Below are 26,500 nucleotides of genomic sequence, written 5' to 3'. Positions count from 1 at the left end.
GAGTATTAATTGTTCCAAAACTATTGGAATTAGCTTATGTTACTGAAAGTTGAATTGTTCTCGCCATTATAAAAAAATAGAAGAGCTCATCAGTTTTTTTACCGATGGGAACTCTTCTATTTTTTTGTAATCTATTTAACGCATTATTTATCTAATGGCTTCATTTCAATCAACTTACCAGTCAAACCAACTTGAACGCCAATAGCAATCTTGTCCTTACGACTTGGATCAACTAATTGGAACTTATTTTGCTTAACGATACGCTTGTTTGTACTCTTGAAATCTGCAGGCAACTCTTCATTAGAGCCTTTGATCAACATTACAATAATTGAGAATCCTGAATCATGAACCTTGATTGGAGCATAGTGTAAAGTTGAACTATAAAATTCAACGACTGTGCCTGCTGGAACGAAGAATGTTTGACCATCGTCTGCAGGACTGTATGAACCTTTAGTATCAAGTGTTGAGCGTTGTCCCAAAACCATGATGACATCAGTCAACATAATATTAGTTTCACTACCTTGGTGATATTCGATAGCTGAAAAGTTGGTTGATTGACCGGTACATTCGCCAGCTTCAATTGGCATATAAGCATAAATATCTCGACCCATTTCTTGGATAACTGGAATTGCTTCAAGGCCCTTATTAGTTGGTGTGTAAAAATTAGCAGGACTAGAAATTTTAACATTCTTATCCATATAATCAGTTACTTCACTAATATCATAGTTTGTATAAACCTTACCGTACTTCTTGAAATCTGGATCATCAATTGAGAGGATCTTATATTCTGGATTTAATTTTTGGAAATCTTCTAATGAACTCATGCTGTTCCCCCATGTTTACTATTGTTTATTTCAAACATAATCTAACAGTTGAAAACGTTTTAGTCAATAGCTATCTAATTAATTGTAGCTTTTTTCACAATAAACCAAGTATAATAATGACATAATTAAATTAAGGAGAGATACTATGAAAATTATTATTGCAGGTGCGGGTGCTATGGGCAGTCGCTTTGGAATCATGCTCCATCAGGGTGGCAACGACGTTACTCTAGTTGATGGTTGGCCTGATCATGTCAATGCTATTAAAGAACATGGTCTCAAAGCCAACTTGAATGGTGAAGATATCACAGTCAATATCCCCGTAATGCTCCAATCAGAAATCAAAAGTACTGAAAAGGCCGATTTAATTATTTTATTCACTAAATCTATGCAGTTGGATAAAATGTTGCAAGATGTTAAATCATTGATTTCAAAAGATACAAAGATTCTTTGCTTGCTTAACGGTATCGGACACGAAGATACCATTGAGAAGTACATTCCGATGGAAAATATCTTTATCGGTAATACTATGTGGACAGCTGGTTTAGTTGGTCCTGGACAAGTTAAGCTCTTCGGTAATGGTTCTGTAGAATTGCAAAACCTTGGCAATGGTCAAGAAGATATGGCTAAGCAATTGGCAAAAATATTATCTGACTCGGGCTTAAACGCTAACTATTCTGACAATATTCACTATTCAATCTACCGTAAGGCCTGTGTCAACGGCACAATGAACTGTCTTTGCTCAATCCTTGATGTCAATATGGCCGAATTGGGTGCTACTAAACCAGCCCATGATTTAGTAGTAACAGTCGTCAATGAATTTGCCGCCGTAGCTCATGCTGAAGGTGTGGATCTTGATACTAAAGAGGTTGTTGCTCACGTTGAATCATGTTTTGATCCTGAAACTATTGGTAAACATTATCCATCAATGTATCAAGATTTAATCAATAATCATCGTTTGACAGAAATTGATTACATCAACGGTGCTGTTTCTCGCAAGGGTCAAAAATATAACATCGCTACCCCTTACTGTGATTTATTAACGCAATTAATTCATTGTAAAGAAGATATACTTGGAGCCAAATAATCCAATTACAGGAGTTCACATATGAATAACACACTAACACCCAAAGTCTTTCTCAACAAAGTTCTGTCAGGAACGGCGACCGGTATTATTATCGGTTTGATTCCAAATGCCGTGTTAGCAGCAATTCTAAAAATCTTTGGGAACAACCCGTTTGCTGTTGCAATTGGACAAATGGCAATCATTTTCCAACTTGGAACGCCACTTTTGATTGGAGCTTTAATTGCTTTACAATTCGGTTTTAAACCAATGCCAATGATGGTTGTCGGTGGTGCCGCTTTCGTCGGTTCCGGAGTTATCAAGTTCAATGAAAAAGCTCAAGCATACATTGGCGCCGGTACAGGCGATATCATCAATACTATGTTAACTGCATCAATCGCCGTTGGTATGATTTTATTGATTGGTGAAAAATTCGGTTCAGTTGCAATTGTTTTAACCCCAATTGTTGTCGGTGTCGGAGCCGGATTAATTGGTTTTTACCTCTATCCTTTCGTTACTGACATTACTAAGGCTATTGGAGATGGAATCAATTCATTCACAGCTTTACAACCGATTATAATGTGTATTTTAATCAGTTGTGCTTTTGCGACATTGATTATTTCACCAATTTCAACCGTTGCGATTGGTATGGCTATTCAATTGAACGGTATTTCCGCTGGTGCTGCCGCTATGGGAGTTGCCGCTACAACAATCGTATTAGTAGTTAATTCTTGGAAAATCAACAAACCCGGTGTGACGATTGCAATCGCCCTAGGTGCAATGAAGATGATGATGCCAAATCTATTTAGAAAACCAATCATCTTAATTCCCTGCCTGATCACTGCTGCCATCTCTGCCATTCCTGTAGCTTTATTCAGTATTTCGGGAACACCTGCCTCAGCTGGGTTTGGACTTGTTGGATTAGTTGGACCATTAGCTTCATTGGAAGCTGGATTGAACGTTGTTCTGCTATTGATAAGTTGGTTAGTTGTTCCAATTATCGTTGCCTTAGCATTACAATTCTTATTAGAAAAAGTTTTACATTTATATAACCGTAAAGATGTTTTTGAATTCTTAGGTTAATCGCAAAAGGGCAGTCCCGACGGGATTGCTCTTTTTTATCATGTTTGCAACAAGATTTGAATGTTCCCTCAGTCTGATCAAACAAAAATAAATCCCCCTAAAAATTAAGATTTCTAGGGGGATTACTTGATTTATGAAGGGTGAGACTCTTTACTTAGTCGTAGCTTTAACAACTTCAACATCTAACTTAACATCCCTATCAAGGACATTATATTTCATATAGGCGACACTTGGCATATTGGTAATAATAACCATCATGTCAGTTTTCTTGCCAGCTTGTGTAATTTTATTCAAATCAACTTGTGCTAGTTGATCACCATGTTTAACTTCTTGACCTTCTTTGACCTTAAGATCAAATGGTTCACCTTTTAATTGAACAGTGTCGATACCCATGTGAACTAAAACTTCTAGTCCACTGGCAGTCTTAATCCCTAATGCGTGCTTCGTTGGGAAAATCGTGGAAATAGTTCCGTCAACAGGTGCTGTAATCTCACCGTCTGTTGGTACGACCGCATATCCATCACCTAACATCTTTTGGGCAAAGGTTGGATCAGAAACTTTTTCAATATCCTCGACAAGACCATTGGCAATGCTATAAAAAGTATCCGTTTCACCAGATTTTACATCACTGACTGGTTCAGCCTTTTTTGGTTGGTCAGAAGGAACAGCAGTAGCTGTTATTGAAACATTTTCATCATAAAGTTTCTTCAAAGCGTCAGCCACAAATTGAACTTCGGTTCCGACAACTATATGAATATTAACTTTATCCAAAACATTCACACCAGCAACGCCAGCACTCATGATCTGAGATTTATTAATTTTACCAGTATCTTTTAATTGCAAACGCAAACGAGTTGTACAATTATCGATCACACTAATATTATCGTGACCACCAATACCAGCGTAAACTTTCTTAGCCATAACCATGTATTTATCATCAGTATTAGACGTCGAAACTTCCTCAACTGGTACAGAATCTTCTTCGATCGGCTCACGACCAGGTGTCATTAAATTGAATTTCTTAATGGCAAAATCAAATCCGAAGTAATAAATAACCGCCATTACTAAACCTTGAACTAACAACATATAAGGCTTATTTGCAATTGGCATGTGAAAACTCAAAATATAATCGACTAATCCGGCACTAAATGTAAATCCGGCTGTCCAATGCATGAATGCCGCAAAGGCCATCGACAATCCCGTAAAGATCGCATGGATAACATAAAGTGGCCAAGCAACGAACATGAATGAGAATTCCAATGGTTCCGTAACACCAGTAAAGAATGATGCAAAGGCTCCTGCCAACATCAAGCCGGCCGTAGTCTTCTTATGCTCTGGTAAAGCATTTTTGTAAATTGCCAAGGCTCCAGCAGGAAGCCCAAACATCATTACAGGGAAATAACCAGCTAAGTACATTCCAGTGACACCTTTAGTACCCTTATTAGCCCAGAAATTACCAATATCATTGATACCAGCAATATTGAATTCAAAGACTTGGTTCAATGCTTGATGTAATCCAGTTGGAATCAACAGACGATTGAAAAATCCGAAAAGTCCCGCACCGACCCAACCTAGATTTACGATAAATTTACCAAAAGTAATTAAAGCCCCGTATAATACGGGCCAAATAAATAACAGAATAACTGAAACTAGTAGCATTACGAGTGTTGCCATAATTGGTACAAGTCGTTTACCACTGAAGAATGACAACGCCATTGGTAATTTGGTCTCATGAAAGCGATCAAACAAGGCTGCCGCAATCAAACCAGCAACGATACCAATAAAAACATTTCCGGCAATCGCATTAAAAGCAGGATCAACCTCTCCCACTTTGATACCTTTTAACAATGCCACTTGATTAGGTGCTAAAACATAAGTTGGTACGATATATACTACAACACCAGCCATAGCAGCGGCCCCATCTTTCACCTTTGCCATCCCAATTGACAATCCCACGGCGAATAATAAAGCTAACTGACTGAGGATAGCAGTTCCTCCAACTTGCAAGAACTGTGATAAGCCCCAACTCTGTGGCAACCAGTGACCAATTCCTTCTAATAATGCTGCGGCCGGTAAAACGGCAACAGGTAATTGAAGAGATCGGCCCATTCTTTGAAGATAGGTTTTCATTTTCCCATTTTCCTCCCCAAATTAAAATATTCTTCTAACAAATTCAATCATACTGGTATACATTGTATGTGACAATACTTTTATTATAATTTATGTATTATGTAAGGAAGTTAAACGTTTTCAATAGCCTATTGGACTAGATAGATTCATTATTGGTATATTCCATATTGAAATTGCCATTACAAAAAACTAATCATTTCTTTAATATTGACATAATGTATATACCCTGATATATTTATATCTACACAGCATTTAAGGAGTGAAATTTTAACTGAAAACGAAACTTATATATTTCTTGCATCGAATTAGACATTAGCGGCGGCACATTACTTCAATTAGCAATGCGCTTTTTTTGCACCATAAAACTGAAGGTCGAAGTTATTCTTAATCTTTAATAACTACAGACTAACCAGAGGTTTTAAGAGTGAGAAACCTGTAGTAAACGTGCGTTAAGTCATTGAACTTTTCGTTCTTACATCACAAACTTCCCACTGTCAAAGCCGAAAACAAAATCGAACTTTTATCTAATTTAAACGAATGAGGAGATATTAATTGAAAACTAAACCCTATCAAATAGGATTTAAAAATTTAAAAGAAACATACAAAACAAATGATTTCAAAAAAGGGCTTTCTACAAAGGAAGCTCAAAAACGTTTGAGTGAAAATGGTCCTAACAAATTAGAGGCCCATAAGACACCAAAATGGAAAATATTTTTCCGTCAATTCAACAATATGGTTATCTACGTCTTAATTGCAGCCACGCTGATCACACTATTGATGGGACACTATTCGGACTCAATCATTATTTTCTTGGTAGTTATTATCAATGCCATCATTGGTTATTATCAAGAATCTAATGCTTCCGATGCACTGGATAAGATTAAACAGATGCTCTCAATTGAAACGACTGTCTACCGTGATGGTCAAAGAAAAGACATCCCTGCCGAAGATTTGGTTGTCGGTGATACCGTCTTTCTAGAGGCTGGTGATAATGTCCCCGCCGATCTCCGAATCATTGATTCCGATAATTTGCGAATTCAAGAATCAGCTTTGACTGGTGAATCAAACTCTGTAGAAAAAATTGCAGACGCTTTACAAAATGATGTTCCACTAGCTGAGCAACGAAATATGGCTTTTGCTTCCACTGCTGTAACTAATGGTAGTGGTAGTGGCTTGGTAGTTGCGACCGCTAAAGATACTGAAATTGGTAAAATTTCTGACGAAGTTAGTTCTGTTAAACAGCGTAAGACACCTTTAATGCAAATTATTGATAGTTTGGGAACTAACGTTTCTTACTTCATTGTTGCCGCATCAATAATCATCTTCATTATTGGTTTAATCTTCGATACTTATTCATTACCAGTGCTTTCTTTGGCCGTCGTCGCCATGATGGTTGGTGCGATTCCCGAAGGTATGCCCGCTACAACCTCTGTTATTTTGGCCAAAGGTGTTAGCGATATGGCTAAACGTCAACACACCATTGTAAAAACTTTACCAGCTGTTGAAACATTGGGCTCGGTCGACGTTGTGGCAACTGATAAAACTGGTACCTTAACTAAGAACGAAATGACAGTTACCGATATTTTGATTGATGACCAAGAGTACCAAGTTACAGGAACTGGCTATGAACCAACTGGTGAAATTGTTCAAAATAATCAACCAGTCGAAATATCTAAACGCTTGAAATTATTCTTAGAGGCTGGTTACCAAGCTAATGACACTACCCTAGTTCATGAAGATGATCAATGGATAATCAATGGTGAACCAACCGATGGTGCCTTCTTAACCCTTTATCACAAGGTTTTCCCTTATGGTCAAGAAAATAAATATCGAGAAATCGACATCTTACCGTTTGATTCGGACTACCGTTATATCGGTAAAATCGTTGAGGATTCTGAAAAGAAACGTTTCCTTTTTGTTAAGGGATCACCTGATAAATTATTGGAAATGGCCCAGAAACAAGATGCCAACTTTAATTACGATTATTGGTTGCAAAAAGTTTTACAATTTTCTGCTGAAGGTAAACGCGTCATCGCCGTTGGTTACGAAAAGGCACCTAATGATGCTGATGAAGTAACTCATGAGATGATTGTCGATGGCCTGAACTTCTTAGGTTTAGTTGCAATCATCGATCCGCCTCGTGAAGAAGTTATTGAATCTCTGAAAATCATGCGAGACGCCGGTGTTGAAGTCAAAATGATTACTGGTGACAATGCTGTTACTGCTAAATCAATTGGTGAAAAATTAGGTTTAGCTGCAGAAATACATGCCATTACCGGTCCTGAGTGGGATAAGCTTTCTGAAGACGAACGAATTAAAGCTGCTGACAAGAATCAAGTTTTCGCTCGTACAACACCAAGTAACAAGTTAGAAATTATCAAAGCTTTACAAGAAAATAACAAAGTTACCGCTATGACTGGTGATGGTGTCAACGATGCCCCTGCTCTAAAGCGTGCCGATATCGGTGTTGCCATGGGTATCAAGGGAACTGACGTTGCCAAAGATTCTGCTGACATGATTCTGACAGATGACAACTTTGCTACGATGTCATCTGCCATTCGTGAAGGTCGTAGAATTTTTGATAACATCAAGAAAAGTATTCTCTACTTATTGCCAATTTCATTCTCAGAAGGTCTGATTGTTGCCTACGCCATCTTGACCAAACAAGAAATTCCGCTACAACCGACACAATTGCTTTGGATCAACATGGTTTCAGCAATTACGATTCAATTTGCCTTAATATTCGAACCAGCTGAAGATGGCATCATGAATCGGGCTCCTCGAAAAACTGGTAGCAAGTTGATGAGCCGTCATGATATTTTCCAAATGACTTACGTGGCGATTCTGATTGCGGCTGTCAGTCTAATTATCGATATCTATCTAAATAATCAAGGTGTCGGTGAAGTTATCTCCAGTACAACAATGGTCAACACTTTGATCATTGGTAAAATTTTCTACCTATTCAATATCAGAACTCCTAAATTAGCACTTTCAAAAGAGTTATTCTCAAATCCCAAGGCCTTTTTATTCGTAGGTTTGATGATTCTCTTGCAGCTATTTCTAACTTACGTGCCATTCATGCAAGGAATCTTCTCAACAGGTTCAATTGGCTGGGCACAATGGGGAATGGCAATTGCTGCTGGTGCTATCGTCCTAGTGGTTACTGAAATTGATAAGTTAATTCGTCTCAAAATCAAACGATAATAAAGTTTGAGACAAATCAGGTTCAACCTTTAAGCAATAAAACAAATAGGCCGCAATCCAAATTATGGATTGCGGCCTATTTGTTTTGATTCTCAGATTTTAAAAGGAAAAATCATGCCCTTTGTTACTTTTCAGACACTAGTGGATAATCATTATCTAACACGTATCCGAAGCCACGAACTGTCTTAATACAATCCGTTGACTTAGATTTCTCTGCTAATTTATCACGTAAATGACTGATGTGAATATCTATGGTTCGACTAGAACCTGCTGAATCATAGCCCCAGACGCCTTCTAATAATTGATCTCTGCTAAGTACTTTGCCACGATGTTGAACTAAATACCAAAAAAGGCTGAATTCCTTTGGCGTCAGGCCTAAATCATAGCCATTATGGGTCACGCGATAATGTTTAAAATCAATTACGATATCATTAAATTTTACAGTATCATTTTTAAATTCTTTTCTTGCGGTTTTAGGTACATCTTTAGTGATAGAAAACTGGTCATAAACCCAGAATAATTGTTTAACTTTTGCGACTAGTTCTGGATATTCAAAAGGTTTCGTGATGAAGCTGTCGATGTTGATGTTATAAAATAAGGATCTACGTTTTTTCTCTTTAGCTGGTGCCAAAACAATTATTGGACCAGATATTTTACTACGAACATTTTTGAGTATCTTCAACGATTGATTTAAATCAGTCGTCGAGAAATCCCATAACAATCCTGCAATTTCTTCTTTTTCAACTAACTTCTCGACTTCATTTGGATCAGTGATATTACGAATGAACCAACCTTGATTATTAAAATAACCATTGATTTCAATAAAGAGTGGTAGCTTATTGCTGAGCAATACTAGCGGTTGCATGTACACTACTTCCTTCCTGTCATTTAATATTGCAAGGGCAGAAACTATTACAATATTAAAATTCAAGGCATCCTTGCAAATAGATTTCTTGAAATAAAATTAACTACAGCCACATCACAATTTGATTATAGCAATGTAAATACTGTGGGTCATTTATATTGACCAAATCCCCTATTGTCTTTCAATATATACAAATACAAATGTAATAATAATTGGCTGCTCCTTGATTCCCCTGCGTTTCCTAGTCTACAAACCAAATGTATATTTTTTTAACAACTTTACAAAAACTTTACATGAAATAAACATTATATATACACGCCACCGTTATCTTTATAAGTGTTCAGTAAAAGATTTTATTAATTCGAATTTGAATAGGGGTTTTAGAAATGAAAAAGAAAACTATTATTTCATTAGTGCTAGGTTTCGCCGCATTGATGTTGGTTCTAACTGGCTGTGCAAATAACAGTAGCAAGAGCGCTACTTCATCAAAGAGCTCAAGTAGTGAAGCTTCAGGCAAAATTACTGTCGTTGGTTCAACTGCCTTACAACCACTTGTTGAAAAAGGTGCTGCAAACTTCCAAAAGAAGAATAGTAAAGTTAACATCACTGTTCAGGGTGGTGGTTCAGGTACAGGTTTGAGCCAAGTCCAAGACAAATCAGTTACAATTGGTAACTCAGATATTTTTGCTGAAGAAAAACAAGGTATTGATTCAAAGAAATTAGTTGATCACAAGGTTGCTGTTGTTGGTATGGCACCAGTTGTTAACAAAGACGCTAACGTTAAGAACCTTACTATGGATCAAGTAAAACAAATCTTTACTGGTAAGATCACAAACTGGAAAGAAGTTGGCGGCAAGGATGAAACAATCACTGTCGTAAACCGTGCTAAAGGTAGTGGTACTCGTGCAACTTTTGAAGCTGCAGTTCTTAAGGGTTCCGAAGCTGTTAAGTCTCAAGAACAAGATTCAAATGGTACTGTTCAAAAGATTGTTGAAAGTACACCAGGTGCTGTAAGTTACCTTGCATTCTCATACATTAATGACAAGATTCAACCTATCTCAATTGATAATGTAAAACCAACTGACGATAATGTTGAATCAGACAAGTGGAAGATTTGGTCATATGAACATATGTACACTAACGGTAAACCCGACAGTGCTACAACTAAGTTCCTTGACTACATGAATTCTAAAGATGTTCAAGACTCATTAGTTAAAGATATGGGTTACATCAGTATCCACAATATGAAAGTTCAAAAAGATTCTAAAGGAACAGTTAGTTCAAAATAATCAATTATAAAGAGAACTTCAACCTTGTCCTATCTTGGTCGAGGTTCTTTTTTTAATATACAGGAGCGTGATTCCCGATGGATGATATTCAAAAAAAACTACAAACGAAGTCCAAAGCCACTTTCCAAGACTACTTTGGTAAGGGAATTTGTTATCTTTGTATAGGTTTAATCATTTTACTAGTTACTTGTATCCTCTATTTTATTGCTTCCAAAGGATTAGCAACTTTCACCAAGGACCATGTTAGAGTACTCGATTTTCTAACCAAATCTAATTGGAACCCCGGTGCAACTGATGCCTCAGGACATCCTGAAGTCGGTGCATTACCAATGATCGTAACTTCATTCAGTGTTACCCTTTTGGCTGCTTTGATAGCAACTCCTTTTGCTTTAGGTGTCGCTATTTTCATGGCGGAATTTTCAAGCAAACGTGGTAGCAAAATTTTGCAACCTGTAATTGAGTTACTTGTTGGTATCCCATCAGTTGTTTATGGATTTATCGGATTAACCGTTGTCGTACCCTTCATTAGAAATATTTTTGGTGGCACAGGATTCGGTATTCTCTCAGGTACATTAGTTCTCTTCGTAATGATTTTACCTACAATTACTTCACTGTCAGTCGATAGCTTGAAGTCAGTACCACTCTATTATCGTCAAGCATCGTTAGCACTTGGTGCTACCAGATGGCAAACTATTTACAAAGTCATCTTACGTGCTGCTGTACCAGGAATTTTAACCGCTATTATTTTCGGAATGGCTCGGGCTTTTGGTGAAGCTTTGGCCGTTCAAATGGTTATTGGTAATGCAGCTTTAATGCCTAAAAACTTAATTTCTCCAGCATCAACTTTAACAAGTAAATTAACTACCGATATCGGTAACACAGTGATGGGCACTTTGCCTAACAATGCACTCTGGTCATTGGCATTGATCCTGTTATTGATGTCCTTAGCCCTCAATATGCTTGTTAAATTCATTGGAAAAAGAGGTCGATTCTAAATGAATGCAAAAAAATGGGACCACGTTGCTTCAGGTGTTATTTACACTTTAGTAGCAGCCGTCATTTTAATATTAGTAGCAATTCTAGGTTACATTCTCTTTAACGGAGTACCAGATATATCTTGGCATTTCCTAACGTCTCCCGCTCAGTCATTCAGTGCTGGTGGTGGTATTCGTGATCAACTATTCAATTCTCTTTATTTACTAGTCCTAACAATCATCGTCTCACTACCAATTGGTCTAGGTGCCGGAATCTACTTATCTGAATATGCGTCTGACAATTGGTTTACTGATTTAATCAGAACCAGTGTTGAAGTGTTGAGTTCTCTGCCTTCTGTAGTCGTTGGTTTGTTCGGATATTTACTATTTGTTATTAAATTAAATCTAGGTTTCTCAATTCTCTCAGGTGCCATTGCGTTGACATTCTTCAACTTACCTTTATTAACGAGAAACATTGAAGAATCACTGCGTAGTGTTCCAAATTTACAAAGAGAAGCTGGTATGTCACTTGGCCTTTCTAATTGGAAGACAACTACCAAAATCATTTTGCCAGCAGCTCTACCCGGTATTTTAACTGGTTTGATCCTCAGTGCCGGAAGAATTTTCGGTGAAGCTGCCGCATTAATTTACACAGCCGGTCAGAGTGCTCCAACAGTGGATTATTCGAACTGGAATGTTTTCTCAGCAACCAGCTTTTTAAATCCAATGCGTCCTGCTGAAACATTGGCTGTTCATATTTGGAAAGTTAATACCGAGAGCGTTACCCCAGATGCCAATCTAATTTCAAGTGCATCATCTGCCGTTTTGATTATCGTTATTTTGATTTTCAACCTAGGAGCACGTTTCTTGGGTAATAAATTATACAAAAAAATTACTGCCACGAAATGAGGTCCTAACTTTTGAAAGAATATAACTTAAATGAATCATACATAACTGATATCCCGGAAAAGAAGGCACTCTCAACTAAAAATTTACAAGTTTACTATGGCGACAATCATGCCATTTTTGATGCAAATATGGATTTCCCACGTTACAAAATCACGGCTCTGATTGGTGCTTCTGGTTGTGGAAAATCGACCTTTCTTCGTTGTCTGAATCGTATGAATGATAAAGTTGCTCGTGTGGACGGTAATATCATGTATCGTAACGTTGATATTAATAGTCCAAAAATAAATGTTTACGAAGTTCGCCAACATATCGGAATGGTTTTTCAAAGACCCAATCCATTCGCTAAATCTATTCGTGAAAACATCATTTTTCCCCTAAGAAATACTGGTATTAAAAGTAACGATGAACTGGAAGAACGTTTGGAACAAAGTCTACGTGGAGCCGCCCTTTGGGATGAAGTTAAAGATGACTTAAACAAAAGTGCTCTAGCACTCTCTGGTGGTCAACAACAACGTCTATGCATTGCCAGATCAATTGCCATGCATCCGGATGTACTTCTACTAGATGAGCCAGCAAGTGCTCTAGATCCGATTTCAACATCTAAAATTGAAGAGACCTTGCAAATATTGAAGAAAGACTATTCAATCATCATCGTGACACATAATTTACAACAAGCCTCACGTATTAGTGATTACACAGCCTTCTTACACTTAGGTCATATTGTTGAATACAATTCGACAGCCAACGTCTTTACTAAACCTAAAATGCAAGCCACAGACGATTACGTCTCTGGAAACTTTGGATAATAAAAAAAGAGATAATTCAATTAAGAATTATCTCTTTTTTTATTTGCTTTAGCAGCGATTTTAAAGATAACAAAATCAAACTTAACACGTTTGTGTTAGTTAGTTATGCTGTCCTCAGCACCGGAAACTTGCTTTCGCAGAGCCAGCTCATATTTATTATTATCATCCGTCTTCTTAATAATATAGTGACGAAATATCACATGCTTTAAATCAGCTCGATTTTTCTTTTTCTGACTCATAAATGCCCGATGAATCTTGTGGTTGAACAACGTGATTATTGCCATCCAACCATGAGTAACCGCAATTGACCAGTCATTAGCACTGCCAACAACCTGCTCCATATGAATTTCATAACACAAATCAAATGCGGCCCCAGAAACTTTAAAATTGTTTTCCTTATTACTTGTCGCTTTTTTCAAATCTTCAATACTATCAATTAACATAGACAAACCTCACATTTATGAATAAAAAAAGACGAGTCATCTTTTTGACCCGTCTCTTATTTTACTTGTTTATCAAATAATCTAAAGGCTGAAAAAAAATCAATTACAAATTATCACCCTGTGCACGTAATAATTCACCCAAAGCAGGTTGAGTATTAGGATCAATTTCATACTTTTTAGCATACTCATCAACTGCATCTTGACCATACAATTTAGCATCCATTGGCATGAAGGCAGTTGCAATTGGATCAACTTGTCTAATAACTGCATTGACGACGATTGGTTTCTTATTACCATTAGCCTGTAATTTTTTGATTTTACCAAAGACCTCGTCGGCTTCTTTAATTGAACTGACAGTGAAACCAATACCGCCAAGTCCCTCGGCAACTTTAGCCCAGTCAGCTCCGGTCAAATCGACACCATATAAGTGTTGTTTTGAAGCTACTTGTTCATAATAGATAAAGCCTAATCTTTCGTTCGAAAGAATCACGTTGATAACTGGCAATCCATATCTAGCTTCAGTAATTAAATCAGGGGCGACCATTGAAAATCCACCATCACCTGATAATGTCCAAGCTTGAGCGTCAGGAACACTCAAAGCACCAGCCAGTCCTGCGGGTAAACCAAAGCCCATTGTGGCAAATAATCCTGACAAAGCAAAACGTTGGTTATGGTTCATTGGCAATCCACGAACACCAAATTCTGTGACATTACCTGTATCGACACCATAAGTATCGTTAGGACCAGCCATTTCAGCCATTTTTTTAGTAATTGTTTCTGGATTCAAACCTTGACTGTCATCAGCAGCACGACTATCAAGCCATTTGTCCCAGTTAGTTTTATTTTCTTGGTTAGCTTTCAACCAAATTCCAGCTGATAAAGTTTCTTTCGTATCAATCAAACCTTGCAAATAACTCTTAGCATCGGCAATCACTGCATAATCGACATCAACCGTCTTACCAATATCATAAGGGTTATTATTTACATCAATAATTTTGACACCTTCTGGCCAAAATCTAGCAAATGGAAATTCTGAACCGATAAATAGAATCAAATCAGTGTGTTGCAAAGCCTCAAATCCTGACTTAGTACCCAAACGGCCAAAGGTCCCGATAAAGTTAGGATGGTCGCTGCTAATAACACCAGTGGCAGGAACAGTTGTCATAACTGGCACATTGAATTGTTCAGAAAACTTAGTCAAAACATCCTTAGCGCCTAACAAACCACGACCAGCATAAACTAATGGATGCTTGGCATCCTTCAACATCTTCAAAGTATTTTGGATATCCTCAGGATTAATTGTTTGAGTATAAGTTTGTTCAACAGTCTTTGGCGTCTTGCTTGGAACATAGTCAATCTCAGCACTAGTCAAATTTTCTGGCAAAATAACTACAGAAACACCATTTTGACGATAAGCCTCACGGATAGCTTGATTGATAACGTAAGGTATTTGTTCAGCAGTTGTCACAGTCCGATTGAAAACTGCAACATCGGTAAACATTGGACCTTCATCCATTTCTTGGAAATAGTTAGTATTCATGTTCTCTTGTGGTACTTGACCAACTAATGCCAAAACCGGAACGTGATCCATCTTTGCATCATACAAACCATTGAACAAATGTGTAGCACCGGGCCCAGCTGAACCAAATGTCACACCAATTTTACCAGTAAATTTAGCGTCCGCGGAAGCGGCAATCGCACCAACCTCTTCGTGACGAACTTGAATATACTTAATCTTGTCTTTTTCTAAATAAAGACCTTCAACTGTATGATTAATTGAACCACCGGGAACACCATAAATATGATCAACATCCCAGTTCTCAAGAACTTTAACTAAAGCTTGTCCAGCAATCATTTTTGTCATTTTTTCCACTTTCCCTCTGCAAAGTTTCGATAAAAAAAGTCTTACATTATATACTGCTTGCAACCGTTATCATCGGACACTTTTAAGAAAAAATCAAATAATTAATCTTTACCATAATTTAATTAGTTATCAAATAATGTGACACGATTAATATTTATTACTGAAGGTTGAAAGTTGAAAAAGTGATATAGACGTTGTAGTTACAGACCTAGAGATAATTTATTTAAATCCCGATTTAAATAATCAGAAATATTAATTTTATTATTTATATTCCTGCCATTAAAAGAATAAATTAGTTGGAAGAACTGAGAGTATTCATTTGCAGCGAAAGTGGCGTTATTGCTTCAGCAATTACACCACCGGGCGTTGAAGACTCGTGAGTTTGGCGAGGCTTCAAACAACCTAAGGTTCGAGACCGCTTCCCAGGCTCGGGCCGTTCCGCACAGCAAATGAATACCCTCAGCTCTGGAAATGGCATACTTGCCTAAACTTCCAACCTTTAGTTTATTAATAAAGTTGAAAGTTTTTGAAAATATAAAAGGACAAGGCCTCCGCCCTGTCCCACTTTTATTAATTATTAAAAAATCGTGATACGACTAAGAAAACTATTCCACCTACAATTACCCCTATTCCAATAATCAAGTAATTCCACAATCCAAGGACTCCTAGTAAAATTAGAATTATTCCGATGATTGGATGATGTAATAAAGCAATCCCCGTTTTGATAAATAACCAAATAATCACGAGAATAGCCGCTCCAATAGCGATTAGTAGTGGCGTTGAACTACTGGAACTGGCTGCCATTAATGTGAGCATTTTCAGCCTCCTTTTTAGTAAACCAAATTATACCATTTTATTATTCTGCAGGTATATCTATTTGTATGATTAAATATATTTTAGGAATTTATGTAAATACCTGTATTTATTATGAAAATAATATTACAATCAAAGCTTAAGAATAGATAAGGGGGAATCTTATCATTCTGATTTCAAAGGAGTTCGTATTTTGATATTCAAGGAAAATAGTCGCAGAAAATGGCTCGCCATAATTTATGTGGTCGCATTCTTTCTGTTAGAAATATTAATTGTTACCAACAGTTCTTTTATTTATGGTATTGATCACGCCACCCAAAATATCTTTAGTGCCATCACTTCACCATTCAATACAAAGATTTTTTCATTTATTACCTTTCTCGGTAGTCCCCTCATGGATGTTATTTATTTAATCATCATGATGCTCTTGCTCTATCGAATGGGTAGGAAAGACGCAAGTTTCTGGATTGGATTTGTCTTAATTGGTGGCAATATTATTTCATACTTGATTAAGATAACTGTGAAAAGAACTAGACCGACTGACAAAATCATCCCTGCATCAGGTTTCAGTTTTCCCAGTGGACATGTTTTTGGAACTATGTTAGTTATTATGACCTTAATATTTTTAGTTTTGCCAATGATCAAATCATTATCGAATAGACATACTATCAATATTCTTTTAATTATCTGGTTGATAGTTGTTGCAATTTCCAGAGTATATTTGAGAGGACATTTCCTCAGTGATGTGACTGGTAGCATGTTATTAGCCGGTGCTTGGTGGGAATGTTCAGAGATGTTATATCTGAAATATTATGATTCAATTGGTAATTTTTTAAGACTAAATAAATCTGACCAATAAAAAAAGACAATCAGCATAATAGTTGATTGTCTTTTTTGTTACTTATTCACTGAAAATCTAAAGGTTGAAAATTTAGTTACGCAAACCATTTCCAGAGTTTAGTATATCTTTAATTGCTATAAGTAACTTAGTAATATCCTCATCATAAACTTCCCCAATATTACCAATCCTAAAAGTTGGTACTTGAGAAATTTTACCTGGATAAATTACGAAGCCATCTTTTTTTAATTTATGATAAAACTCATTGAAATCAAAGTCGTCATTTGGATAAATGAATGAAGTGATGATTGGTGATTGATACTTTTCATCGATCAATACTTTGAATCCAAGATCTTCCATGCCAGTAGCTAAATGTTTCTGATTGCTTTCATAACGCTCGTGTCGAGCAATTACCCCGCCCTCTTGTCCTAGTTCTTGAAGGGCCTCATAAAAAGCGTGAACTACATGGGTTGGTGAAGTAAATCTCCACTTACCATGATTGCGTTCCATTTCAGCATACTGATCAAATAAATCAAGTGACAAAGTTCTTGATAAACCTCTCGATGCTTCAAGAACTTGTTTTCTAGCAATTACAAATGAAAATCCAGGAACACCTTGAATACATTTGTTAGAACTACTAATCAAATAATCTATTTTCTCTTCCTGAACATTGATGGGAACACCACCAAAGCTACTCATGGCATCCACGATAGTAACAATTCCTTGTGCGTTAACGTAAGGAATAATATCTTCAACAGGATTCAAAATACCTGTGGTTGTCTCACAATGAATCATGGCAAAATGTGAAATTTCAGGATACTTGTCCAGATACTCTGTTACTTTTTCTAGAGTAATCGGTTCTCTTTCATCAACCACTAAATCAACGTGATCAATACCATAAATATCAGCCATTTCACTGATTCGTTTGCCGTATGCACCATTAATAGCAATCAACAATTTATCATCGTCTGAAATTGTTGAACTGATAACTGACTCCACACCATAGGTACCACTACCCTGGATAGGAACAGCTGTATATTCATCAGCATTAACCTGTGCTAAATCCAACAATGACTGACGAAATGATTGTGTAATTTCTTTATAATCATCATCCCAAGTACAGTAATCAAAATCCATTGCTGCTTTAACTGATTCACTAGTTGTTAAGGGACCTGGAGTTAGAAGTAAGTATTTTTCTACCATTTTTTATCCATCGATTCATTTAAGTATTCAATAATTTGAACTAAGTCATAGATACTATCAATTACAAAATCAGTATTGACTGTTTCAAAACTACGTTTAACTTCATTACGTTTAGTTATCTGATCTTCAGTATTCAATTCATCAAATTCAACTTGTGATAATCCCATCAAACTGCTTCCTTCAACTATCCCAACGGTCTTCACATTAGCATTTTGACCCTCTTCAATGTCAACCAAAGTATCCCCTACTTTAATGACCTTCTCAGGATCACTGATATCGAATTTTTTCATAATAAATTGAATCATTGCTGGTGATGGACGGCCTAATCCATTTACATTTTCTGATGTAATGATTAAGTCTGGAGTATAACCTGCTTCAGCAGCCTTATCCTGAACGACCTTCATCATCTCTGCAGTATAGCCAGTAGTTGTCGCAACTTTTATTCCGTACTCTTTAAGGTAGTTAAAAGTCTTTATTACCCCGGATTTTAATTCAGTAGATTCTCTCAAATAACGAAGTAATGCTTCTTGAAAATCCGCATAGATTTTCTTGCGGTCGTCATCATTAGGCTCTTTTGAATACTTTTGTTCCCATTGTTGTTTAACATCATTGAGCTCTAAGATTCTACCAATATGGTCCCATTTCGCCATTCCCATATCTTGACGAATATCTTCATCACTCAATTCAATACCGGCATCTTTGAACGCCTTTTTAAATGCGATAACTGGAGCCAAACTACCATAATCAACCGTTGTTCCAGCCCAATCAAAAATTACTGCTTCAATCATAAAATTCTCTCCCTAACCTAACGGTTCAAATAAAACTGTCTAATCTTAACCGCAATAAACTCAAGTACAAATGTTACTAAAATAACTAAGTAAACGATAAACCCTGTCTCATGGAAATCAAAACTCATTCCACTAACTACGAATAGTTGATAACCAATTCCACCCGCACCTGCAGCAGCACCGACAGCAATCGCATTGGCAAAATTAATTTCTAGACGGATGAATGTCCAAGAAACAAAGGATGCCACAATCGTTGGCCAAATTGCTTGAAAAACGATAACCCAGAATTTTGCGCCAGTAACTTTTAAGGATTCAATTGTCGACTTATCAATTCCTTCAATACTTTCTGAATAAGCTTTTGTTAAATAAGCGATACTATGAAAACTCAACCCCAAGATGGCAGCTGTGGATCCTAATCCACAGACAATAGAGAAAATCAAAGCCCAGATAATTGTGGGGATTGCTCGGACAATTGCCATTACAACTCGAATACCTGCTCCTAAATATGCATTAGTCAAATTTTTAGAAGCCAAAACAGCAAATAAGAATCCAAAAACCGCACCGATAATAGTAGTTAGTATTGAAAGCATTACACTACTTGCCAAAGCTTGAAGTAGCAATGGCACCCCGTCGGTACCTGCATTAGGTTGTAAGAACATCTGATTCAAAGTCATTGCTAATTCTCTAAAAGCAACGTTAACTTTGACGCCGGCAGTATCTAAATGAGTCAACGTATATCCCGTAATTAAAACTAAGCTAATAAAAACTACGAAGATCATTGTTCTTGAAAGAGATTTTTCATGCAACTTAATCTGAGGAGATCTTGGATTTTTAGGTTTTTGAATAATTTTCTCTTCACTATTTATCACAAGATCACCCTCCTAATTTGATTTGAAATAGTCTCCAAAGCAATTACAACGATAATAATTGCCAATACGGTCATACCAGCAGCATCAAATCGGAAGCTCTTGTAGTAAATATCGAAAATAAATCCAATACCTGTACCAGTCAAAATACCAACCAGCGTAGCGTCACGAACATTATTTTCAATCATATAAAGAATCCAACTGAGAATACTTGGCAAGATCTGTGGAAGAACAGCTTGGAAAATAACTTGGAAGTAACTAGCCCCCGTCGCCTTCAAGGCCAACATAGTTTCACTAGCTTCATCCTCAATGATTTCCATAAAAGCGCGTATCAAGTAACCAACTGACATTAACAGCAAGGCTAAAAATCCAGTAAAATCGCTTTGTTTAAATGCAAAGAGTAGAATCATCGACCAAGCAACTAATGGAATATTTCTAAAGAAAGAAGCAATCCCACGGACAATTGTTTGAACGAAGGCATTAACCCCTGTTACTTTAGATCCTAATAGCGCTACAAAAATTGCAACAAATGCAGCTACAACGGTTGATGAAATAGCTAATAGAACTGTTTGTATCAATTTTTGCCAAATTCTTGGCAAATATGTCATTGAATTTGCTGTTGGCTTGAAATTGATTCCTAACCAGGCAAAAGCCTTAGGAACAGCAATTAATCCATTTAAATTATTAAAATCTAGTGCCCAACTACCGAATACGTAGATACCACCGATAATGGCGATAACTGCCGTTTGATGCCAACCTTTATGTGCTAAATACTTTGTAGGAGATTGCATCATTCAAGCTCCTCTGTAATATCTTGATCATAAAGTGTCCGTAAAATATCTTCTGACAATAAATCAGAACTTTCATCGAAAACTAGCTTTCCTTTTCTGATTCCGATAATTTGATCAGCATATTTTTTGGCCATATTAATTTGATGAAGATTGGCAATACAGATTAGGTTGTATTCTTCGGTTAAGTCTTTTAATAATTCCATGACATTTTGGGCAGAAGCTGGATCCAATGAAGCAATTGGTTCATCACATAGGATGACCTTAGGATGTTGAATTAAAGAACGTGCTATCCCAACACGTTGCTTTTGACCACCACTCAATTCAGAACATCTCTTTAAAGCAAAGTTTTCTAAACCAACTTTCTTTAAAAGTGACATTGCTTCTTCTTTTTCTTCTTGAGTGTATCGTCCAAAAACACCGGCCAATGTTGATTTATAACCTAGTCGACCGTGCAAAACATTTTCAATCACTGTCAATCGTTCTACCAAATTGTAATTTTGAAAAACCATTCCAATCTGGCGGCGAAACTTTCTCAATTGTGTCTTGTTAGCGGTACGAATGTCATCCCCATCTAAGAGGATCTGACCATCGTCATCTTTAATCAACTGGTTCAAACTTCTTAAAATAGTTGTTTTACCAGCACCAGAAGGTCCAATAATAGCCACGAATGTACCTGGCTTGATATCAAATGAAATGTCAGTCAAAGCGGGTCTATCTTTCTCGTAACTCTTCTGTAAATTTTTAACCTCTAACATAGATAACTACCTCTTATTTACCAATTAGTTCGTGAGTTGGTTTGTACCAATCATCAGTAACTTTTAGAAGAACCATCTTGTCGCTCTTCTTTTGCCATAGTGTTGGTGTCTTGCCTTTACCATCTGAGAATAAATCTTTGTTGTCTGTAAAATCTTTTGAAGTAAAGCGTTTGGCAATTGCGTCTGTATCTTTCTTGCTTAGAGCTTTTGTATTAACTACGAAAGGTCCATTTTGAACAGGTAGAACTGAAATATTAACTAATTCCTTACCCTTAAATTCTGTAAATGGAGCATCAGCATCATCTTTAACTTTGAATGTTGAGCCAACCTTGTCATAACTACCTTCTGAAACCTTTAGGAATGGTGTTAGATCAATATCATCAAATGCAGCAACGTCAGCGTCGCCCTTCAATAAGTTGATTGCTGAACCGGGATGAGTACTACCGTAAAGAACTTTATCAAAGAACTTGCCACCCTCAGACAAATCATCTTTGTTCTTCAACTTGAAATGCTTTTGGATTTCATCTGTTGGAACAGCGAAACCTGATGTAGAACTTGTTGATACGAATGAAGCCTTTTCACCCTTGATCTTGTCGATATTGTACTTGCCGTCTTTCTTGTATTGATCGGCTTTATCTTTATTTACCATTAGGTATGAACGATAACTAGCACCCTTAGTAGTACCGTCTGGACCTGATTGAAGAAGTAATGGTTCAACCTTGCTATTTTGAGCATGAGCTTGAATATAACCATCAGCGCCCATGAAGGCCAATTGTGCCTTACCTGATGCAATAGCTTCGATAGCTACGTTGTAATCTGTTGTTGTTTGAATGTTAACTTTCTTACCTGTTGCCTTGTGTAATTCTTCTTGCAAGGCTTTACGTGAAGCAGTAAAGTTCTTTGCTGATTCATTTGGATAGAAAACCATAGTAATTTCTTTACTATCTGCACTTCCTGTTTTTCCTGCTGCTGAACTCTTTGATGAACAACCAGCTAGAACCCCAGTAAGTAGCAAGAATACCCCTAGAAAAGCGGTTAATAATCGCCCTTTTTTCATAAATAACTCCCAACTTTCTCTCTATTTTTTTGAACATCTTAAGATTAATAAAGCTATGTAAATTAACAGTTAATTTTCTGTAAAATAATTAATTGAAATCTTTACATGATTTATACACTTTATATACATTTAGGTAAGTTATAGCTAAATCCTGAACGACAAAAAAAATATAACCATTGTCATTCAATTTATTTACATAATCAGAAATATTTGTTATTTGCGTTTGTTATTTGTTTTATTGTTCCTGTTATTAAAGAAATAAACTAGTTGGAAGAGCCGAGAGTATTCATTTGCAGCGAAAGTGGCGTTATTGCTTCAGCAATTACACCACCGGGCGTGTTGAAGACTCGCAGGTTTGGCGAGGCTTTAACCGAGGAACGAGTTCGCTCTTTGGCTCGGGCCGTTCCGCGCAGCAATTGAATACTCTCAGCTCTGGAAACGGCATACGGCATACTTACCTAAACTTTCAACCTTTAGTAAGCTATAATGGAATTGAAAATAACTAGGAGGTAGGTTTATGGCTACAAATATTCCTTATATCGAATTAGCAAATGGCGTCATGATTCCCCAAGTTGGTTTGGGAGTCTTTCGAATGGATGACGAACAAGTTTTGAATAGTGTTAAATGGGCTATCGAAAGTGGTTACAGACACATTGATACCGCTAGCTTCTATGACAATGAAGAGGCTGTTGGAAAGGCTATTAAAGAATCCGGCATTGATCGTAAATATCTTTTCATCACAACCAAGGTCTGGAACAATATTCGTGGCTATGATGAAACAATTGCCCAATTTAATAATTCTTTACAAAAGTTAGGCTTGGATTACTTAGACCTCTACTTGATCCACTGGCCTGCCGCAGGTTTTGAAGAAAACTGGCGTGCAATGGAAGACCTTTATAAAGCGGGTAAAATTCGTGCCATTGGTGTTTCAAATTTCAAGGCTCACCATATCGAACAATTGTTGAAAACTGCTACGATTGCCCCAATGGTCGATCAAATTGAAACACATCCTTATCTTCAAGAAACTGACCTTCATGAATATCTTCAAGAAAAACACATTGCCCACGAATCATGGAGCCCACTTGGTGCCGGTTTGAACAAGGTTGTGGATAATCCTGTTATTAAAGAACTTGCTGAGAAGTATCGTAAATCACCCGCTCAAATTATCTTGCGTTGGCACATTCAACGTGGGGAAATTGTTATTCCTAAGTCAACTCACGAAAATCGTATCAAGGAAAATATTGACTTGTTCGATTATCACTTTGACTTAACAGCGGATGAAATGACTAAAATTGCTACGTTGGACAGTGATCAACGTGTTGGTGCTGATCCTGATGATGAAGAATTTTTGGAAAAATCAACTACCTATACAAATCAAAATAATGCCAAATAAAAAATTCCAAGATAGGATTAATCCTACCTTGGAATTTTTGATTACGCAGAAATTTTCTTCAAATGATGTTCCATTGACTCGCGATAAATGCGTTTAATGGTCTTTTCATAGTCATCGTTGTTGACACCAAAAACTATTTTCAAATCGCTGCCTTCTTGGAAAACAAAACGAACATGAATCAAACTATTATCTAAGTAATTCATAATCTTACCTGCAATAGCTGGTCTTTTGCTCAACTGTAAAGATACTGCTGCAACCAAAGCAATATTTTGATTAACTTCTACAGAATCAATCCCACAGGTATGCTTCAATTTTTCAATTAGGGCTGGTAAACGTGTGGCAATTTCTCCATGTTGACACAAGAAGCTGAATCCATCGTTTCCCGAGGGAACTGAGCTAATTGTTAAATTAAATTTTTGGAAGACTGACAAAACCTTTTGTAAAACTTCCAAATGTTTATTTAACTGATATTTACGAATAGTAATGACCGTACAATCTTTTCGACCAGCAATACCAGTAACGATATGGTCATCTATCTTATCTTCATTGGCACTGACAACCATAGTTCCACCGGCTTTAGGATTATTAGTATTCAACACGGCTGTTGGAATTCTTTTTTCACGGACTGGACGAACGGCCTCTTCTTGAAAGACGTCAATTCCCATATAAGATAATTCTTGCAATTCATCATAAGTTAAACTGTCAATTTTTTGTGAATGGGCCACAATTCTTGGATCAGCCATCAATATTCCTGAAACATCTGTCCAGTTTTCATACAATTCGGCATCAACTAGATTGGCCAAAATCGATCCTGAAATATCACTGCCACCACGAGGCATCAAATGAATCGATCCATCTACATTGGCTCCATAAAATCCGGGAACAACTAATTTAGCATGTTGAGTTAAAACTTTTAACAAACGTTGCTGCGATTGATTGTAATCAATTCCATCATCACTAAAAATCAAAATATCCTTAGCATCAACAAAATAATAATTTAAATATGCAGCCATTAATTTGGCTGTTAAATATTCACCCCGAGAAATCAAATAATCGTGCGAGCAATTATGTAAATTAACTGCAATTATATTCAAATCAGATTCAATATTAACGTCTAATCCTAGGTTATCGCGAATACTAATGATTCTTGAACTAATAGCTTGAAATATTGGTTCCGGATCTTCGTCCTCAGCTAATCTTTGCTCCAAATCCAGTAACATGTCAGTTACCTTTATTGATTCAGTAACGCTCTTCCCGGCTGCACTAACAACAACAATTTGACGCTTGGCATCACTTTCAACAATCTGTTTGACCTTTTTAAACTGTCCAGCATCTGCTACCGAACTACCACCAAATTTTGCAACTTTCATTATGCGACAGCCCCCTGACTGGGCAGACTAACCATAAAGGCCGCTGCATCTTTTTGTAAAACCGTTCTCATTAATTGATGCATTTTGCCAACTGGAATTTGATGAACAGCAAGATAACTTCCTTCTACAGATGGTTGAAAATCTGCAAACAAATCTTTGACATTCACGTTACTGCGAACTAGATAATCGCCTTTAGTCAATTCTGGGCAATATTCCAACTTCTTATTAAAATCTCGTTTCAAATGGCTCTTGGATTCTTTGATATCCAAAACATCTTGAACAACGGCATTGGCTGTAGGAAACATCCCTGCACCCTGACCAAAGAAATCGAGTTTGCCAATAGTGTCACCATTTAAGGAAATCAAGTTGTAATTATCTGGTGTATTAGCCTCCAAAGTTCGGTCTAAAAATAAAGTTGGTTCCACCACATAGTCAAATTTATTACCTTTTTGATGTGTTCGTCCAATTAATTTAACAGCTAACCCTTTGGCCTGAAAATACTTCACATCAGCACATGTAATATTACGAATACCAAAAATTGGTAGGTTTTGGTGATCATGTATGTCGATATCATAAGCAATATCAGCGCTGATACATAGCTTATTTGCCACATCAATGCCATCAATATCGGCGCTAGGATCAGCCTCCGCGTAACCTAACTGTTGAGCCTTCTTCAAGACATCAATAAATGATTCACCATTACGACTCATTTGGTCAAGAATAAAATTACTTGTTCCATTAAAGATACCGGAAATCGAATTGACATTGTCTATTCTCAAGGCTTTCTCTAAACCTTGAATCCAAGGAATTCCACCACCAACTGAAGCTTCAAAATAAAATTTAACATTATGCTGGTCAGCCGCTTCTGTAAACTCTTTGAGATAACGGGCAATCACGGCCTTATTAGCTGTAATAACGTGTTTACCATGCTTCAAAGCTGCCAAAATATATTCATGGGCTGGTTCAATTCCACCGATAGCTTCTACTACAACTTCTGTTTGTGAATCATTTAAAATTTCATTCATATCGTCAGTCATTTCAGGCATCAGACGAGCCTTATTTTTTCTAATTAAGATATGACTTACAGAGAGGTCTTGCGTTTGTACATTGGCCTTCTTAATTATTTTGTACACGCCTTTTCCTACAGTTCCAAATCCTAAGATTGCAATTTTCAT

General features: G+C 36.8%; 23 protein-coding genes. 9 read left to right on the top strand and 14 right to left on the bottom strand.

Translation table 11 applies throughout. The features are described 5' to 3' along the window. Positions 1 to 143: 143 nt before the first annotated feature. Positions 144 to 824, bottom strand: a complete 681-nt coding sequence (locus tag FFM71_RS05305; protein ID WP_137611135.1) for a DUF4867 family protein — start codon at positions 822 to 824, stop codon at positions 144 to 146. Positions 825 to 969: 145 nt separating this feature from the next. On the opposite strand from FFM71_RS05305, the gene FFM71_RS05300 reads away from it, so the two are divergent. Together FFM71_RS05300 and FFM71_RS05295 are read left to right on the top strand one after the other, a co-directional pair. Then, a complete protein-coding gene (locus FFM71_RS05300; RefSeq protein WP_137611134.1) occupies positions 970 to 1,908 on the top strand; it encodes a 2-dehydropantoate 2-reductase in 939 nt (312 codons plus the stop codon). A gap of 21 nt (positions 1,909 to 1,929) precedes the next feature. Beyond that, a complete protein-coding gene (locus FFM71_RS05295; protein WP_137611133.1) occupies positions 1,930 to 2,967 on the top strand; it encodes a PTS sugar transporter subunit IIC in 1,038 nt (345 codons plus the stop codon). Positions 2,968 to 3,117: 150 nt separating this feature from the next. On the opposite strand, the gene nagE is transcribed toward FFM71_RS05295, so the two are convergent. Beyond that, the gene (gene nagE / locus FFM71_RS05290; RefSeq protein ID WP_137611132.1) at positions 3,118 to 5,097 is read right to left on the bottom strand and encodes an N-acetylglucosamine-specific PTS transporter subunit IIBC; all 1,980 of its coding nucleotides are present in this window, start codon (positions 5,095 to 5,097) and stop codon (positions 3,118 to 3,120) included. Between the two features lie 552 nt (positions 5,098 to 5,649). Between nagE and FFM71_RS05285 the strand changes: the two genes are divergently transcribed. Then, positions 5,650 to 8,301 carry an HAD-IC family P-type ATPase gene (locus FFM71_RS05285; RefSeq protein WP_137611131.1) on the top strand — a complete coding sequence of 884 codons (2,652 nt, stop codon included), beginning with the start codon at positions 5,650 to 5,652 and terminating at the stop codon, positions 8,299 to 8,301. Positions 8,302 to 8,425: 124 nt separating this feature from the next. Here the strand turns inward: FFM71_RS05285 and FFM71_RS05280 are convergent, their stop codons facing one another. Next, on the bottom strand, positions 8,426 to 9,166 hold the full coding sequence (locus FFM71_RS05280; RefSeq protein ID WP_137611130.1) for a winged helix-turn-helix transcriptional regulator: 741 nt from the start codon (positions 9,164 to 9,166) through the stop codon (positions 8,426 to 8,428). A gap of 386 nt (positions 9,167 to 9,552) precedes the next feature. On the opposite strand from FFM71_RS05280, the gene FFM71_RS05275 reads away from it, so the two are divergent. The 4 genes from FFM71_RS05275 (at position 9,553) to pstB (ending at position 13,144) form a co-directional block, all read left to right on the top strand. Beyond that, complete coding sequence (locus FFM71_RS05275) at positions 9,553 to 10,455, top strand: phosphate ABC transporter substrate-binding protein PstS family protein (RefSeq protein WP_137611129.1); 903 nt, start codon at positions 9,553 to 9,555, stop codon at positions 10,453 to 10,455. Positions 10,456 to 10,532: 77 nt separating this feature from the next. After that, a complete protein-coding gene (gene pstC, locus FFM71_RS05270; RefSeq protein ID WP_137611128.1) occupies positions 10,533 to 11,450 on the top strand; it encodes a phosphate ABC transporter permease subunit PstC in 918 nt (305 codons plus the stop codon). Beyond that, a complete protein-coding gene (gene pstA, locus FFM71_RS05265) occupies positions 11,451 to 12,338 on the top strand; it encodes a phosphate ABC transporter permease PstA (RefSeq protein ID WP_137611127.1) in 888 nt (295 codons plus the stop codon). Between the two features lie 11 nt (positions 12,339 to 12,349). Beyond that, positions 12,350 to 13,144: a phosphate ABC transporter ATP-binding protein PstB gene (gene pstB, locus FFM71_RS05260; RefSeq protein WP_137611126.1), complete on the top strand. Its 795-nt coding sequence runs from the start codon at positions 12,350 to 12,352 to the stop codon at positions 13,142 to 13,144. 95 nt (positions 13,145 to 13,239) lie between these two features. On the opposite strand, the gene FFM71_RS05255 is transcribed toward pstB, so the two are convergent. The 3 genes from FFM71_RS05255 to FFM71_RS05245 form a co-directional block, all read right to left on the bottom strand. Then, a complete protein-coding gene (locus FFM71_RS05255; RefSeq protein ID WP_137611125.1) occupies positions 13,240 to 13,587 on the bottom strand; it encodes a hypothetical protein in 348 nt (115 codons plus the stop codon). Positions 13,588 to 13,690: 103 nt separating this feature from the next. Next, a complete protein-coding gene (locus FFM71_RS05250) occupies positions 13,691 to 15,451 on the bottom strand; it encodes a thiamine pyrophosphate-binding protein (RefSeq protein WP_137611124.1) in 1,761 nt (586 codons plus the stop codon). A gap of 570 nt (positions 15,452 to 16,021) precedes the next feature. Further along, a complete protein-coding gene (locus FFM71_RS05245; RefSeq protein WP_137611123.1) occupies positions 16,022 to 16,267 on the bottom strand; it encodes a hypothetical protein in 246 nt (81 codons plus the stop codon). A gap of 190 nt (positions 16,268 to 16,457) precedes the next feature. Between FFM71_RS05245 and FFM71_RS05240 the strand changes: the two genes are divergently transcribed. Then, complete coding sequence (locus tag FFM71_RS05240; RefSeq protein WP_137611122.1) at positions 16,458 to 17,123, top strand: phosphatase PAP2 family protein; 666 nt, start codon at positions 16,458 to 16,460, stop codon at positions 17,121 to 17,123. Positions 17,124 to 17,195: 72 nt separating this feature from the next. On the opposite strand, the gene phnW is transcribed toward FFM71_RS05240, so the two are convergent. From phnW to FFM71_RS05210, 6 genes are read right to left on the bottom strand one after another with little or no spacing between them, the layout of a single operon-like run. Beyond that, entirely contained in the window at positions 17,196 to 18,305 is a 1,110-nt protein-coding gene (gene phnW / locus FFM71_RS05235; RefSeq protein WP_137611121.1) for a 2-aminoethylphosphonate--pyruvate transaminase, read from the bottom strand. Then, positions 18,299 to 19,093, bottom strand: coding sequence for a phosphonoacetaldehyde hydrolase (gene phnX, locus FFM71_RS05230; protein ID WP_137611120.1), 795 nt, complete (start codon positions 19,091 to 19,093; stop codon positions 18,299 to 18,301). Before phnX ends, phnW begins: the two co-directional genes overlap by 7 nt. 17 nt (positions 19,094 to 19,110) lie before the next feature. Beyond that, positions 19,111 to 19,962 carry a PhnE/PtxC family ABC transporter permease gene (locus FFM71_RS05225; RefSeq protein ID WP_137611119.1) on the bottom strand — a complete coding sequence of 284 codons (852 nt, stop codon included), beginning with the start codon at positions 19,960 to 19,962 and terminating at the stop codon, positions 19,111 to 19,113. Beyond that, positions 19,959 to 20,753 carry a phosphate/phosphonate ABC transporter permease gene (locus FFM71_RS05220; protein ID WP_223876479.1) on the bottom strand — a complete coding sequence of 265 codons (795 nt, stop codon included), beginning with the start codon at positions 20,751 to 20,753 and terminating at the stop codon, positions 19,959 to 19,961. Before FFM71_RS05220 ends, FFM71_RS05225 begins: the two co-directional genes overlap by 4 nt. Next, entirely contained in the window at positions 20,750 to 21,505 is a 756-nt protein-coding gene (phnC, locus tag FFM71_RS05215) for a phosphonate ABC transporter ATP-binding protein (RefSeq protein ID WP_137611118.1), read from the bottom strand. The genes FFM71_RS05220 and phnC overlap by 4 nt, the downstream gene beginning before the upstream one ends. Before the next feature lie 13 nt (positions 21,506 to 21,518). After that, positions 21,519 to 22,562, bottom strand: a complete 1,044-nt coding sequence (locus FFM71_RS05210; protein ID WP_137611117.1) for a phosphate/phosphite/phosphonate ABC transporter substrate-binding protein — start codon at positions 22,560 to 22,562, stop codon at positions 21,519 to 21,521. A 517-nt stretch (positions 22,563 to 23,079) separates the two neighbouring features. On the opposite strand from FFM71_RS05210, the gene FFM71_RS05205 reads away from it, so the two are divergent. Continuing rightward, the gene (locus tag FFM71_RS05205) at positions 23,080 to 23,955 is read left to right on the top strand and encodes an aldo/keto reductase (RefSeq protein ID WP_137611116.1); all 876 of its coding nucleotides are present in this window, start codon (positions 23,080 to 23,082) and stop codon (positions 23,953 to 23,955) included. A 41-nt stretch (positions 23,956 to 23,996) separates the two neighbouring features. On the opposite strand, the gene FFM71_RS05200 is transcribed toward FFM71_RS05205, so the two are convergent. Further along, entirely contained in the window at positions 23,997 to 25,325 is a 1,329-nt protein-coding gene (locus FFM71_RS05200; RefSeq protein ID WP_137611115.1) for an aspartate kinase, read from the bottom strand. Further along, positions 25,325 to 26,500: a homoserine dehydrogenase gene (locus FFM71_RS05195; RefSeq protein WP_137611114.1), complete on the bottom strand. Its 1,176-nt coding sequence runs from the start codon at positions 26,498 to 26,500 to the stop codon at positions 25,325 to 25,327. Before FFM71_RS05195 ends, FFM71_RS05200 begins: the two co-directional genes overlap by 1 nt.

It is taken from the genome of Companilactobacillus huachuanensis (assembly GCF_005404815.1).
GTDB lineage: Bacteria > Bacillota > Bacilli > Lactobacillales > Lactobacillaceae > Companilactobacillus > Companilactobacillus huachuanensis.
This window is presented reverse-complemented; position numbering and strand designations above follow the sequence as displayed.